The sequence below is a fragment of the Meiothermus ruber DSM 1279 genome (assembly GCF_000024425.1).
Lineage (GTDB): Bacteria > Deinococcota > Deinococci > Deinococcales > Thermaceae > Meiothermus > Meiothermus ruber.
In genome coordinates this window covers 1,646,191-1,658,804 of sequence record NC_013946.1, presented here as the reverse complement: position 1 = coordinate 1,658,804, position 12,614 = coordinate 1,646,191, and the positions used below count along the sequence as shown (strand labels likewise).

Annotated in this window: 14 protein-coding genes; 2 read left to right on the top strand and 12 right to left on the bottom strand. The window is 61.7% G+C overall.

Features of this window, described 5'->3' with window-relative positions:
• Nucleotides 1–11: 11 nt before the first annotated feature.
• Nucleotides 12–1,532, top strand: a complete 1,521-nt coding sequence (locus tag MRUB_RS15580; protein ID WP_013013893.1) for a carboxypeptidase-like regulatory domain-containing protein — start codon at nucleotides 12–14, stop codon at nucleotides 1,530–1,532.
• Between the two features lie 55 nt (nucleotides 1,533–1,587).
• Here the strand turns inward: MRUB_RS15580 and MRUB_RS08265 are convergent, their stop codons facing one another.
• From MRUB_RS08265 to MRUB_RS08235, 7 genes are all read right to left on the bottom strand, one after another.
• Nucleotides 1,588–2,193 (bottom strand): superoxide dismutase, encoded by a 606-nt coding sequence (locus MRUB_RS08265; protein WP_013013892.1) that lies wholly within the window; start codon nucleotides 2,191–2,193, stop codon nucleotides 1,588–1,590.
• A 71-nt stretch (nucleotides 2,194–2,264) separates the two neighbouring features.
• Nucleotides 2,265–3,656, bottom strand: a complete 1,392-nt coding sequence (gene fumC, locus MRUB_RS08260) for a class II fumarate hydratase (RefSeq protein ID WP_013013891.1) — start codon at nucleotides 3,654–3,656, stop codon at nucleotides 2,265–2,267.
• A gap of 68 nt (nucleotides 3,657–3,724) precedes the next feature.
• Nucleotides 3,725–4,912, bottom strand: a complete 1,188-nt coding sequence (locus tag MRUB_RS08255; RefSeq protein ID WP_013013890.1) for an MFS transporter — start codon at nucleotides 4,910–4,912, stop codon at nucleotides 3,725–3,727.
• 191 nt (nucleotides 4,913–5,103) lie between these two features.
• Complete coding sequence (locus MRUB_RS08250; RefSeq protein ID WP_013013889.1) at nucleotides 5,104–5,985, bottom strand: glycosyltransferase; 882 nt, start codon at nucleotides 5,983–5,985, stop codon at nucleotides 5,104–5,106.
• Nucleotides 5,982–7,175, bottom strand: coding sequence for a lipid-A-disaccharide synthase-related protein (locus tag MRUB_RS08245; RefSeq protein ID WP_013013888.1), 1,194 nt, complete (start codon nucleotides 7,173–7,175; stop codon nucleotides 5,982–5,984). Before MRUB_RS08245 ends, MRUB_RS08250 begins: the two co-directional genes overlap by 4 nt.
• Nucleotides 7,172–7,576, bottom strand: coding sequence for a type II toxin-antitoxin system VapC family toxin (locus tag MRUB_RS08240; protein ID WP_015586900.1), 405 nt, complete (start codon nucleotides 7,574–7,576; stop codon nucleotides 7,172–7,174). Before MRUB_RS08240 ends, MRUB_RS08245 begins: the two co-directional genes overlap by 4 nt.
• Nucleotides 7,563–7,811, bottom strand: a complete 249-nt coding sequence (locus tag MRUB_RS08235) for a ribbon-helix-helix domain-containing protein (protein ID WP_013013886.1) — start codon at nucleotides 7,809–7,811, stop codon at nucleotides 7,563–7,565. The genes MRUB_RS08240 and MRUB_RS08235 overlap by 14 nt, the downstream gene beginning before the upstream one ends.
• Before the next feature lie 132 nt (nucleotides 7,812–7,943).
• Here MRUB_RS08235 and mfd point away from each other — a divergent pair, with 132 nt between their 5' ends.
• On the top strand, nucleotides 7,944–10,907 hold the full coding sequence (gene mfd / locus MRUB_RS08230; protein WP_013013885.1) for a transcription-repair coupling factor: 2,964 nt from the start codon (nucleotides 7,944–7,946) through the stop codon (nucleotides 10,905–10,907).
• Nucleotides 10,908–10,929: 22 nt separating this feature from the next.
• Here the strand turns inward: mfd and MRUB_RS08225 are convergent, their stop codons facing one another.
• Genes MRUB_RS08225 through MRUB_RS08205 form a run of 5 tightly spaced genes read right to left on the bottom strand, consistent with a single transcriptional unit; the run spans nucleotide 10,930 to nucleotide 12,605 of the window.
• Nucleotides 10,930–11,316, bottom strand: coding sequence for a HEPN domain-containing protein (locus MRUB_RS08225; RefSeq protein WP_013013884.1), 387 nt, complete (start codon nucleotides 11,314–11,316; stop codon nucleotides 10,930–10,932).
• Entirely contained in the window at nucleotides 11,306–11,623 is a 318-nt protein-coding gene (locus MRUB_RS08220) for a nucleotidyltransferase domain-containing protein (protein ID WP_013013883.1), read from the bottom strand. The genes MRUB_RS08225 and MRUB_RS08220 overlap by 11 nt, the downstream gene beginning before the upstream one ends.
• Before the next feature lie 9 nt (nucleotides 11,624–11,632).
• Complete coding sequence (locus tag MRUB_RS08215; protein ID WP_013013882.1) at nucleotides 11,633–12,025, bottom strand: HEPN domain-containing protein; 393 nt, start codon at nucleotides 12,023–12,025, stop codon at nucleotides 11,633–11,635.
• On the bottom strand, nucleotides 12,015–12,326 hold the full coding sequence (locus MRUB_RS08210; RefSeq protein ID WP_013013881.1) for a nucleotidyltransferase domain-containing protein: 312 nt from the start codon (nucleotides 12,324–12,326) through the stop codon (nucleotides 12,015–12,017). The genes MRUB_RS08215 and MRUB_RS08210 overlap by 11 nt, the downstream gene beginning before the upstream one ends.
• 18 nt (nucleotides 12,327–12,344) lie before the next feature.
• The gene (locus MRUB_RS08205; protein ID WP_013013880.1) at nucleotides 12,345–12,605 is read right to left on the bottom strand and encodes a hypothetical protein; all 261 of its coding nucleotides are present in this window, start codon (nucleotides 12,603–12,605) and stop codon (nucleotides 12,345–12,347) included.
• Nucleotides 12,606–12,614: the final 9 nt, after the last annotated feature.

The window sequence follows — 12,614 nt, the reverse complement described above, 5'->3', positions numbered from 1 at the left end:
CAGAGGTTTGTATGAAACGTTTATTGTGGCTCCTGAGCATGAGTCTAATACCGTTGCTAACGGCCTGTCCCGGTGGAGGCGGAGGAACCGCACCCACCCTCACGGTTTCCCCGACCTCGGCAACACTCACTGCCGGGACGGGAAACCAAGTCTTCAACGCGACCCTCAGCAATGCGTCCGGTACCATCAACTGGGCGCTTAGCCCAAATGTAGGTACGCTCTCGGCAACCACAGGTACCTCTGTTACCTATACGCCCCCAGCTACGATAGCCAGCTCAACTACAGTGCAACTCACTGCAACCTCGGGCTCGCTAACGGCCACCGCCAACATTACCGTTAATCCGCCTGCCACCATTACTGTTTCTGGTACGGTAATCGGTGAAAACCTACAGCCAGTTGCCAGTGCGCCAGTTGTCATAACCTCTGGTGGCACCAATTTCAGCACAACCACCAACGCAAGCGGTGTTTTTAGCGTAAGCAGCGTCACCCCCCCCTATGACGCAACCGTGGTAGCTGGGAACCGGTCGCTCATTTACAAGGGTTTGACCCGCACCGATCCAACTTTGGTATTTCTCGGGTTTTCTCCAGGCGTTTCGCGGTCAGCCACTCTCAGTGGCACGGTTTCGGGTGGTGCGGGCTTCCCCGAACCCGCAAACCACGTAACCCGAACCGCTTTTGGATCACCCCAAGCGGTGGATAGCGCAACGGCCAACACCGCTACCGGTGTCTACAATATGGGTACGGTTAGCTGGTTTGGTTCCACCACCACCACCGGAAATATTCATGCGCTTCAATGGTTGTTTGACGGCACGAACCTTCCCACCGACTACAAAGGGTACGGGGAGAAGCTGGGTGTGGTGCTATCGGATGGTGGAGCGTTTGGTAGTCAGAATGTAACCATGTATGGGGTAAGCGAAGCCACTATCTCGGGTTCGGTCACCCTTCCGGCTGGATACACCCTCACAAACAAGCGCATGGCCGTTGGCTTTGCAGACGGGTCGCACATCGATGTGCTAACCGATACTGGTGCGAGCACCAATTTTGCCTATACCACGCCCAATGTCACTGGAGCTACTATACGGATGCAGGTTACGGCAGGGAATGCTGCAGGAACCACTGTGATTACAACCAAACCAGGTCTTGCGGTCAATGCTACTAGCGTTTCGATTTCCCTGCCAGCAGGCTCAGACCTTAGCCTGCCGCCCAATGCCGCTACGGGCGTCAACAATAGCACCACCTTCTCGTATACCCCCTTCTCCGGCGGTGTGCACTTTGTGGTATTTAACGGCCCGGGTGCAAACCCCGACTATGTGGTGGTAACTGCTGCGGCCAGCACTACCATTCCCAACCTCAGCTCGGTGGGGCTTGGATTACCCGCATCTACGGTCTATTCATGGAATGTTGTGGGAGCTGCGCCTTTCGCCTCGGTAGACGCTGCGGCGGGGCCTGGAGGTTGGCTGGCTGTGTTCTTGGGCGCTGCCGAAGGCAGTTTCACTGCATCTACAGGCCGCACATTTACAACCGCACCCTAGAACGTCCAAGCGTCAAGGCCGGGGAACCCCCCGGCCTTTTTTGCTAAAAGTTCCGCTAGAACCGCTCGGCCACTTTGTCCCAGTTAATCACGTTCCAGATGGCCGCCAGGTAGTCGGGGCGGCGGTTCTGGTATTTGAGGTAGTAGGCGTGCTCCCACACGTCAATGCCCAGCAGCGGGGTGTGGCCTTCCATCAGGGGGGAGTCCTGGTTGGCGGTGCTATAGACCTGCAGCTTGCCGTCTTTGTCCTTTACCAGCCAGGCCCAGCCGGAGCCAAAGCGGGTCGCGCCAGCCTGGGTTAGCTTGGCTTTCAGTTCCTCGAAAGAGCCGAATGTGGCATTGATGGCCTCGGCCAGCTTGCCGGTAGGCTCTTTGGAGCCGCCGGGGGTGAGGATGTCCCAGAATAGGGTGTGGTTGTGGTGGCCGCCGCCGTTGTTGCGCACGGCGGTGCGGATGTCTTCGGGCACCTGGTTAATTTTGGTTAGCAAATCCTCGAGGCTCCAGCTATGCAGCTCGGGGTGTTTTTCCAGAGCCGCATTCAGATTGTTCACATAGGCCGCGTGGTGCTTGCCATGGTGAATCTCCATGGTTTGCGCGTCAATGTGGGGTTCCAGTGCGTCCTTTGGGTAGGCGAGCTCGGGTAGTTTGAACGGGTAACTCATAATTGAACCTCCCAGGTGTACTCTATTACCGCAAGTCCGGTTCAGGCTGTGACTGAGGTCTCAAAAGGCCGCTAGTTGTGGGTCATCTCTAAAGGCACCACCCACTTATCGAACTCTTCCTCGGTCAGGTAGCCCAGTGCCAGGGCTGCTTCCTTGAGGCTGGTGCCTTCTTTATGAGCCTTTTTGGCGATGGCGGCAGCTTTGTCGTAGCCGATGTGGCGGTTGAGGGCGGTGACCAGCATGAGGTTTTTCTCGAGGTTCTCCCGGATACGCGGCAGGTTGGGTTCGATGCCCACCGCACAGTTGTCGTTGAAAGCAGCGCAGGCGTCGCCCAGCAGTTGGATGCTGGTCAGAACGTTGTACACCATCACCGGCTTGAACACGTTGAGCTGGAAATTGCCCTGAGAACCCGCAAAGGCTACCGCTGCGTCATTGCCGAAGACCTGGACGCACACCATGGTCATGGCCTCGCTCTGGGTGGGGTTAACCTTGCCGGGCATGATGGAGCTGCCGGGCTCGTTCTCGGGGATGGTAATCTCACCAATCCCGTTGCGCGGGCCGGAGGCCAGCCAGCGCACATCGTTGGCCATCTTCATCAGGGCCCCGGCCAGGGTGCGCAGGGCGGCGCTGGTGGTGACCAGGGCGTCGTGAGCAGCCAGCGCGGCAAACTTGTTTTTGGCCGAAACAAAGGGGAAGCCAGTTTCCTTGGCAAAATACGAGGCGGCCAGATCGCCAAACTTGGGGTGGGCGTTGAGGCCGGTGCCCACCGCCGTTCCCCCGATGGCCAGCTCGTAGAGGCCCTGTTCGGCGTGGCGAACCTCACCCAGGCAGTAGTCGATCTGGGCCACCCAGCTTCCTATTTCCTGCCCCAGGGTGATGGGGGTGGCGTCCTGCAGGTGGGTGCGCCCGACCTTCACCACGTCCTTGAAAGCCTCGGCCTTGGCCGCCAGGGTGTCACGCAGCTTTTGTACGTTGGGGTAAAGCTGCCGGTGCAGTTCCTCCACCACGGCAATGTGCATGGCGGTGGGGAAGGTGTCGTTGGAGGACTGCCCCCGGTTGACGTCGTCGTTGGGGTGAATGGGCTTTTTGGAGCCCAGCACGCCCCCGGCCAGCTCGATGGCCCGGTTGGCAATGACCTCGTTGGCGTTCATGTTGGTCTGGGTGCCCGAGCCGGTCTGGAAGACCACCAGCGGGAAGTGGTCGTCCAGCTTACCCGCAATCACCTCATCGGCGGCCCGTACGATCAGATCGGCCTTCTCTCGAGGTAGCTCGCCCAGGTCGGCATTGGCTAGGGCCGCGCCTTTTTTTAGGATGCCCATGGCCCGGATGATGGAGCGGGGCATCTTGAAACGCTCCTGCCCAATCGGGAAGTTCTGCAGCGAACGCTGGGTTTGCGCCCCCCAGTAGCGGCTCTCTTCGACCTGCACTTCGCCCATGGTGTCGGTTTCGATTCGGTATCCCATAGCGGCTATATTCTATTGGGGTTTGGCAGTTTGAGGTGTAAGTATGGTTGGGGCGCTCGAGGGTTGATTTAAGAGGCCTCGACCGAGAGGCCGCGGCGCAGTCTCCAGTAAACGAAACCGTAGAAGGCGATTAGCAGCCCACATACCGCGGCCCCGCCCCAGAAGGGACCGCGGGGGCCCAGCCAGTCCCATAAAAACCCGCCTACCGCCGGGCCGGTGGCGGCTCCCAGGCCTTCAACCACCATCAACGAGCCCCAGATGGCTGCTCGGTTTTCCGTGGGCAGCAGGCGCACCAATAGGGCGTTCCAGCTTGGCACAAAGGTTGCAAAAGCTATGCCCCCCAGCAAGCACAAAAGCAAGAAGTAGGGGTAGGAGGGCTGCTGGGCGATTAGCAGGAAGATGGCGGCCAGAGCGCCCAGGCTGGAGATCAGGGGTAGCCAGACCCCTTTGCGGTCGGGCAGGCGGCCCAGGATACCAGCCCCCAGGAAGACCACTGCGGCGGCTAGACCCATGGCTAGATAAAGCTGCCACTCGGTCAGCTTGAGGTGTGTGAGGGTGAATTTGAGGATTACCAGATTGAACAGGTTTTGCAAAAAAAGCTGGGCAAAGGCGGTTGGAACGATGATGAGCACCTGCATGAGCTGCCGAATGTTAAGGCTTTGCTTTGGCAAAGGCTCCCGCACGCCCAGGCTGGCGAGGCCGAGCAGGGTGACCAGGCCCAGGGCAGCAAAGAGCAGCAACGAGGTGCTTTCAGGCAGATTCCTTATAAAAAAGGTTCCTAAGACCCAGCCCAGACCAATCCAGGGTATCACCAGGAACTGCGCATAGGCGATGGCCCGGCCTTCTCTACCAGGAACGGCGATTCGACTGGAAAAAGATAGGTAACCTGGCTGCAACCCGGAGATGCTCACGCCCCAAAGCAGCATACTTACCAGCAAGAACCACCCGTTGGGATTAAGGATGGTGCCGGACAAAGCCAGCAGTCCCACCAAGCCCGATAGAACGCCCACCGCGCCAAAGCCTATGCGTTGAACTAAAAACCCCCCAATACCCCGGCTCAGTGCTTCGGTCAGGGAGTGCACAACCCAGGCCAGCCCGACCAGGCTCAGGCTAAGACCCAGTTCTTTGGATGAAAAGGGCATGTACACCCAGAAAAAAGCTGAGCGGGTGAACTCTAAAAGGCCCAGCGTGGAGAGCATCACGATGAATTTGGGCAAATCCTGCCGCTGCCATGGGAGCTTGTCCAGGGCGTTCATAGGGCCCTCCTTGCGGGGCTGGGCGTCATCCGACTGGCCCCGAGCCAAGGGCAATATAAAAGATGCGTGGACACTTTTGTATTATCCAACCCATTGGGCGCTGGGGGCATTTCGCGACGAGGGTGCATGCCGCGATTTTAGCAGTCCCATCCTGGTCAACGACATTAAGCTAGTCGATTGAGCGTGCGGAATCAGGCTTGGTTGTTGGAATCGGGCAGGGTTTGAAAACCCTCGAGCCAGCCTTTCCAGATGGGTTTGATACCTTGTGGGCCCTTTTTTAGGAGACGAACCGTGAACACCCCCAGGCTATTCAGTAGCCAGTAGGTTTTGCCGAGAGGCCCAAAGGCGTCCGAGCGCACCAACCAGGCCCGGTTGCGGGCCTCGAGGTAAAACACCTCGTCCGAAGCGTTGATTGCCGAGCTATAGGGGTTGCGGGTTTTGTGCACCACCAGGCTGTCTCGCACGAGGTAGCCCACCCCCCGGCGCAGCAGGCGCCCGCTGTACTCGAGGTCGTCGTTGTACAGAAAGTAAGCCGCCGTCGGAAGGGGATGGCTTTGGGCGGCCCGCAGATTGACCAGCATGGAGGCATAGGTGCCAAAGCGAACGGGCATCAGGCCGTGGGAGCGTGCTTTGAGCATGAGCCCCGGTTTGCGCAGATCCGGCCAGGGTACACCCATGGGATGGACGCGCCCGTCTACCCAGAGCAGGCGGCTTAGCAGCAGGTTGGGCTCGGGTCCGATACCTCGAGCCCGCTCCAGGCCCTCCAATAGCTTCTGGAGGCTGTCGGGCCTTGGGTGGGCATCGTCGTCGAGGAGCCAGACCCAGTCGAAGTCCCTTCGGCAGGCCTCGGCCAGCCCAAAGTGGAAACCTCCTGCCGCGCCCGTGTTCTTTTCCAGGCGTATATGTTCGACCTGGTGCTGGGCTAGAAGCGCGGGGGTATCGTCGGTGGAGGCATTGTCTATGACCAGTGTGTGATTTGGTTTGCGGGTTTGGGCTGCCAGCAATTCGAGACAGTCCCGCAGCATATGTTGACGATTGTGGGTGACGATCAGAGCTAGTATTCGCTCACTCATAAAATCTTTCCGACTCCAATTGCGAGGCGAAGTTCATCAGCTATGCGGGGTATCGCTCCCGGCTTACCAATTCGCTCAGGGCCTTCCTGCAGGGCTTTTTCTCGAGTCAACGCATCCGATATAAATACCCTGACCGCTTCGGCAATGCGATCTGCGCGGGCCTCCACCAACTGCATGGCCTTGCCCAACAGCCGGCTTTGCCGCAGGGCGTTGGGGTAAATGTACTGCGGCCCTGGGGTGGGGAAGGCCACCACCGGGATACCCATCCCGGCCGCCTGTTCGTTGGCAGTGCCGGCGGTACCAATAGCCACATAGCCCACGTGCAGAATGGCCGAGAAGGCCCCCCGCAAGAGCCAGACCTGCTGACCGTTGTGGTGGGCGATGGCGGTTTGCTCGTCCCGAATATCCAGCGCCCAGCCTTCGGCTAGAGGTACGTTGGTAAAGTCGCCGGCCCAGGCCACCAGGGGTTGTAACTCGGGTAGCAGCGCAGCGGTTTGCAGCATGAGGGGCAGGCTGAAGCGCACATCGGCCCGGGTGCCGGGCAAGAGCACCAGTACCTTGCGCCCGTCCAGTAGCCCGCTTAGGTCGCGCTCGGGAGTACCCAGGATATCCATAGCTAAGCTGCCAAGAAACTTGGTTTTGTGCATACCAAGCTGATGGGCCCGCTGCTCGCTGAGCTTGTCCCGCACATACACCGCCCGCACAAATTGGTGCATCCAGCGTTCGTAGAATAAAAAGTCCTCAGCAAAAAACTGGTTGGGTTGGCGCAACCTCTCCCACACGCTTCTTCCGTGTAGGTAATAGCTAGAAATGAGTGGTTGGATGTGAAATAAGGGTCTGCGGCCCCAATCCGAGGCCAGCACCCCCACGGCCAGCGCGTAGGCATCGCCTACCACCGCAACGGCCCGCACCTCGCGGCGGGCAAGCTGGGCTGCGCGGATTTGCAGGACAATTTCTTGCAAAAAGCCCGCCTGCAGGTCGGCCAGCAGGTTTTCCAGGCTGTTGAAGGGAAAGCCCCCGGAGGGCATCTGTTTGCGCGGCCCCAGGATACGTTCTACACGGCCTTCGTAGCGCTTGCCGGGGCCTACCAGGGGCAGCGCAGCCAGCCGCAGGCCCTCCAGGTGCTGGCAGAGGGTGGCCCCAATCAGGTCTTCGGCGTTGCCGCCCGATATGATAAGTACGTCGGTCATGGTGTTTTGGAAGGGGGGCTGGTGAACCCCTGCTCGAGGAAATGTTGATCAAAAGCGAAAGCCTGGCGGATATTTTGCTCTCGCATCCACAAAAAGCTCACCCAGTCTACCAGGCTTACCTCGCGGCGCCCGGCGCTAAGCAAGGCAGCCAACGCCTGCTGATGCAGGGCCAGGCTCACTGGGTATAAGGTTATCACGCCCATCAGCGCCTCGAGCGCGCGCACGGCCTCTATCCCCAGCCGACGCTGTACCAGGGCAGTGATTTCTACCCCCACATAGGTGTGTGTGCAAAGGGGCTCGCCTTCTTCCAGGAGCATCTCCCAGCGTTCTTTGGCCTCTGGATGGTTTTGGTCATCTCGATCTAGGAGGGCATACAGGGCCGAGGTGTCAACGAGGGTCAAAGGCTTTCTCCAGGTAGCGGTCGTGGTTTTCGCTCACATCCTGCAGGCCCGAAGCAAAGCGCCCCACCACGCCCAGGGCCTGTTCTTTGCGCCAGCGGTAGGCTTTTTGTTTTTCTTCCAGCATGTTATCTACGGCCCTGCGCACGGCCTCTGCTATGGAGATGCCCTCGCGGTGGGCTATCTCCCGTAGCTGTTGCCATTGCGCTTCCTCGAGCTGAATCTGGGTGCGCACCATGCTTAAATGATAACATTAGACGCTGTAATGATGGCATTCGCCCGCTAGAGCCGCCGGTAGTGCAATCGGTGCTGCCCCTGTAGACTGGAGCCGATCCCCCCAGGTTTTCCTGGTGGGCTTTGATGATTTGTTATGAACCTTACCGAGCCCTCTGTCCTGAACCACTACCTGCCCGGCCTGCCCCAGGTGGCCCGCGCGCTGATCTTTGCCCAGCATCATGGCCCCCGGGTGCTGCTCTGCCCCGAGGAGCGGCTGGGGTTGTACGCCGATCTGAGCGCGCTGGGGGTCTCGTCCTATGTGAACCCTGGTCTGGAGGCCATCGGCGAGGCCGAGGTGGTGGTGATGAGCTACCGCGAGGCCCTCGAGGGCTTTCCGGCCCGGCCCGAAGACTGGCGGTTGGTGCTCGAGGTGGGCCGCCGCTACCTGCGCGACGAACTATTGGAACGGCTTTTGCGCATGGGCTACCTGCGCGAAGAGGACTATCGGGTGCAGGGGGACGTCCTCGAGCTGGGCGAGGTGCGCCTCGAGTTCTTTGGCGACGAGCTCGAGGTGCTCAAGGTGGACGGCCAGCCCCGCCAGCGCCACGTCCTGACGGCCCGCGCAGGCAAGGCCGAGGCCTGGGACTCCCACAAGATTCTGCACTTCCCCGGCCCGGTCTTCCTCGACACCCCGGCCCTGGCCCCGGAGGCGCTGTGGCCTTTGCTGGCCGGGCGGGATCGGGTGGCCTTTGGCCTGGGAGGGCCCGAACTGCCCACCCTGTCCCTGGACTACAAGCCCCTGCCCCCCTACCGGGCCCGCATCTCCCAGTTTGTCGAGGATGTGCATAACTGGGTGGGGGCGGGCTGGTCGGTGGTGTTCTTTTATCGCCACGTCAAGAGCCGAAACTACCTGCTCTCCAAGCTTCAGGCCCGGTACCCCGACCTGGCCGTGGTCTCCACCCCCACCCTGGGCCCCCGGCCCGGCAGCCTCAACCTGGTACCGGCCTCCTTCGAAGGGGCTTTCCTCGAGCCCCAAAGCCGCACCGTCTACCTGAGCGAGGCCCACCTGTACGCCTTCGGTGGGGCCGAGGTGCTGCGCAGCCGCAAGCTGCTCTCTGCCGAAGAGACCGACCCCGGCGCCCTGGCCGTGGGCGACTACCTGATCCACCCCGAGCACGGCATCGGCCAGTACCTGGGCCTGGAGACCCGCGAGGTGCTGGGGGCCCAGCGCGACTACCTGGTGCTGCGCTACGCCGGTGAGGCCCGCATGTACCTGCCGGTCGAGCAACTCCCGCTCCTGAAGCGCCACCCTGGCACCACCGACGACCCCCCGGCGCTTTCCTCGCTGGGCAAGGGCGAGTGGAAGCGGAGCCGCGAGAAAGCTGCCAAAGATGCGGAAGAACTGGCCCAGCGCCTGCTGGTGCTGCACGCCAAGCGCGAGGCCACGCCGGGCCGGGCTTTTGGGCCGCTGCCTGAGTGGGACGTTCTGATTGAGCAAAACTTTCCCTTCGAGCTCACCCCCGACCAGCGGAAGGCCCTCGAGGAGACCCTGCGCGACCTAGAGGCCCCCCGGCCCATGGAACGCCTGATCTCAGGCGACGTGGGCTTCGGTAAGACCGAGGTGGCCTTGCGGGCGGCCTTCCGGGTGGTGGGGCATGGGGCCCAGGTGGCGGTGCTGGTGCCCACCACCCTCTTGGCCGAGCAGCACAAGGAGACCTTTCAGAAGCGTCTGGAGGGCCTGCCGGTGCGGGTGGCGGCGCTATCGCGCTTCACCTCGGAGCGGGAGACCCGCGAGGTGCTGCGGGGCCTCGAGCAGGGCACAGTAGACATCGTGATCGGCACCCACCGCCTGCTCTCGCCCGACGTGCGCTTCAAGGACCTGGGCCTACTGGTAGTGGACGAGGAGCACCGCTTCGGGGTGGGGCAGAAGGAGCGCATCCGCGAACTCAAAGAGGCCGTGGACACCCTCTACCTCTCGGCCACCCCCATCCCCCGCAGCCTCTACAGCGCCCTGGTGGGCCTGCGCGACCTCAGCAGCATCCAGACCCCGCCCCCCGGCCGCAAGCCCATCCGCACCCTGCTGGCCCCCTACGATCCGGCCCTGGTGCGGCAGGGCATCATGGACGAGCTCGAGCGCGGCGGCAAAGCCTTCTACGTGCACGACCGGGTCGCCACCATCCTGGCCCGGCGCCGCTACCTGGAAGCCCTGGTGCCCGAGGCCCGTTTTGGGGTGGTGCACGGGCAGATGCCCGAGGCCGAGGTGGAGGAGACCATGCTGGCCTTCGCCGAGGGGGCTTTCGATGTACTTCTAGCCACCACCATCATCGAGTCCGGCCTCGACATCCCCGAGGCCAACACCATCCTGGTCGAGCGGGCCGATAAGCTGGGCCTGGCCGCGCTGTACCAGCTCCGGGGCCGGGTGGGGCGGCGCGACCAGGAGGCCTGGGCCTACCTCTTCCACCCCCTGCGCCTCACCGAAGGGGCCGAACGCCGCCTGGCCGCCATCGCCGACCTTTCCGACCTGGGCTCCGGCCACCTGCTGGCCGAAAAGGATATGGAAATCCGCGGGGTGGGCAACCTGCTGGGCCCCGAGCAGCACGGCCACATCCGCGCGGTGAGCCTGGAAATCTACACCGAGCTGCTCTCCGAGGCCATCCGCAAGCTAAAGGGCGAACAAACCGAACCTGAGCGCCACGTGACCCTCGACCTTCAGCTCTCGGCCCGGCTCTCCCCGGAGTACATCCAGAGCCCCGCGGCCCGCAGCCGCTACTATGGCCGCCTGGCCGAGTGCAAAAACCTGGCCCAGCTCGCCCGCCTGGTCAAAGAACTCAAGGAGCGCTACGGCCCGGCCCCCCAGGAGGTGGAGAACTTCCTGGCCCTCACCCGCCTGCGCCTGCTGGCCGAGGGCCGGGGGGTGGTCTCCATCACCGAGGACATGCTGCACCTGCAAATCGCCTTCCAGACTTCCGCCCTCGACTACGACGCCAAAGCCCTGCGGGCCCTGCCCTTCCGGGTCGAGCCCACCCAGTACCCCCCCGGCTTCCGCATCCCCAAAAAAGGCCTGCGGCCCGAGGAGTATGTGCAGGCCCTGAGCGAGGTGCTGTACCTGGTGGGTTGATGTGCACTGCGAGGGTCTGGGTCTAAAGTTGCTTGTCCACCCAGGCCACCACCCGCTGGGCGAGCTCGAGGGCTTCCAGGTAAGCGGCTTCATCCAGATCGGGGTAATCCCCTGGGTAGCGGGTTACCACGGCGTAAAAAGACAGCACCTCGGCAGCTCTGATCTCCTCCGGTAAGGCCATGCCCGCTGCTTCCAACTGCTGCAACAAGAGGCCGATGTCGTGTGTTTTGGGGAAGGGCTGGTGGTGTGCCAGCAGCAGGGCCTTGAGGGCTTTTTCGGCAGCTTGCTGCGCGTCGAAGCAGAGGTCTTCGTAAAGAATTTCTGGGGCGAGGCGGCCTGCGCTGGCGCGGGCCAGGCTGCCTTTAGCCCGCAGCAACCAGGCTTTGGGGTTGTTGCCCTTACCCGGCATACACAATCTGACCGTTGTGCTGCGCTTCGGAATAGAGGGGCATCCAAGCCTTGCGCGCGCGCTCGAGCTGTTCGGGTGTAGTCAGAATCAAATCTACCCCAAAGCTTCGCCTGACCTGGCCGAGGCAGCGGTACAGCGCTTTATAGTTTTCTAGGGTGATGTACTCTTCTGGCACCACCACCAGCAAATCGTAATCGCTGTCCGGGCGGGCCTGGCCTTTGGCCCTCGAGCCGAACAAAATAATCTGCTGGGCCGGTACGACTTCCAGAATGCGCTCCAATACCGGCTTTAGCTCGGGGTATTCCATGTCTGTATGCTAGCACGCCATCTGTGCCTCCACCCAGGCCACCACCCGCTGGGCGAGCTCGAGGGCTTTATGGTACTCGTCCTCGGTCACGGGGTCGTCCTCGCCGGGGTAGCGGCCCAGGGTGCCATAGGGAGTGAGCTGGGCGGCCTCGAGCACACCGGTAGGTGGCTCTAGAACATGGGTTTGCACTAAGGAAAGCAGCAGCCCTATAGCATGGGTGCGAGGAAAGGGGACATTGTGTGCGATCAACAAGGCTTTGAGGGCTTTTTCAGCAGCTTGTTGGGCCTCAAAGCAGAGATCCTCGAGGTAAACCTCAGGAGTGATAGGGCCGGCAGCTGCCAGGGCCAGATTACTCTTGGCTCGAGCCAGCCAGGCTTGGGGGTCGGTGGAATCAGGCCGCATACAGCACTTGTCCGCCCTGCAGCGCTTCCGGATAAATGGTCATCCAGGCGGTGCGGTAGCGCTCCAGGTCGGCTGGATGCGCCACCACCAGATCAACAGGCACCAGCAGCCCCAGCAAAGCCCGGTGGATGGACTGGGCGGTAGGGCGTTTGGGCAGTTCGGGCGGCACCACCACCAGCAAATCGTAATCGCTGTCTGGGCGGGCCTGGCCTTTGGCCCTCGAGCCAAAGAGAATAATCTGCTGGGCCGGCACCACCTCCAGAATGCGCTCTAATACCGGCTGTAGCTCGGGGTGGTTCATGCTTTTATGCTAGCACCCTCAGGGGTTCCACACAGCCACCACGCTGGGATCGATGGGGGTTATTTTATGGGGGCCCTGTAGGTGCGCCCCTTCGCCTTTGCGCAGGTGCAGGTAGCTGTGGTCGGGGAGGTCTATCACCAGCTCGCCCTCGAGCAGCACGTACAGGCGCGGCCCCTCTATTTCTTGGGGCTTTTCCATCAGGAGCGTGCAAAAACCCTCGAGGCCCGGAAAGCGCGCCTGTCCCTGGCGCTTAGCCAGCCGCACTAGGTGAAGCTTCATACAACCACA

Bases quoted from the DNA above. Each gene is read 5' to 3' on its own strand.
- MRUB_RS08220 (WP_013013883.1), bottom strand. From the start codon at position 11,623: ATGGAATACCCCGAGCTAAAGCCGGTATTGGAGCGCATTCTGGAAGTC.
- fumC (WP_013013891.1), bottom strand. From the start codon at position 3,656: ATGGGATACCGAATCGAAACCGACACCATGGGCGAAGTGCAGGTCGAA.
- MRUB_RS08210 (WP_013013881.1), bottom strand. From the start codon at position 12,326: ATGAACCACCCCGAGCTACAGCCGGTATTAGAGCGCATTCTGGAGGTG.
- MRUB_RS08235 (WP_013013886.1), bottom strand. From the start codon at position 7,811: ATGGTGCGCACCCAGATTCAGCTCGAGGAAGCGCAATGGCAACAGCTA.
- MRUB_RS08215 (WP_013013882.1), bottom strand. From the start codon at position 12,025: ATGCGGCCTGATTCCACCGACCCCCAAGCCTGGCTGGCTCGAGCCAAG.
- MRUB_RS08255 (WP_013013890.1), bottom strand. From the start codon at position 4,912: ATGAACGCCCTGGACAAGCTCCCATGGCAGCGGCAGGATTTGCCCAAA.
- MRUB_RS15580 (WP_013013893.1), top strand. From the start codon at position 12: ATGAAACGTTTATTGTGGCTCCTGAGCATGAGTCTAATACCGTTGCTA.
- MRUB_RS08225 (WP_013013884.1), bottom strand. From the start codon at position 11,316: ATGCCGGGTAAGGGCAACAACCCCAAAGCCTGGTTGCTGCGGGCTAAA.
- mfd (WP_013013885.1), top strand. From the start codon at position 7,944: ATGAACCTTACCGAGCCCTCTGTCCTGAACCACTACCTGCCCGGCCTG.
- MRUB_RS08205 (WP_013013880.1), bottom strand. From the start codon at position 12,605: ATGAAGCTTCACCTAGTGCGGCTGGCTAAGCGCCAGGGACAGGCGCGC.
- MRUB_RS08265 (WP_013013892.1), bottom strand. From the start codon at position 2,193: ATGAGTTACCCGTTCAAACTACCCGAGCTCGCCTACCCAAAGGACGCA.
- MRUB_RS08250 (WP_013013889.1), bottom strand. From the start codon at position 5,985: ATGAGTGAGCGAATACTAGCTCTGATCGTCACCCACAATCGTCAACAT.
- MRUB_RS08245 (WP_013013888.1), bottom strand. From the start codon at position 7,175: ATGACCGACGTACTTATCATATCGGGCGGCAACGCCGAAGACCTGATT.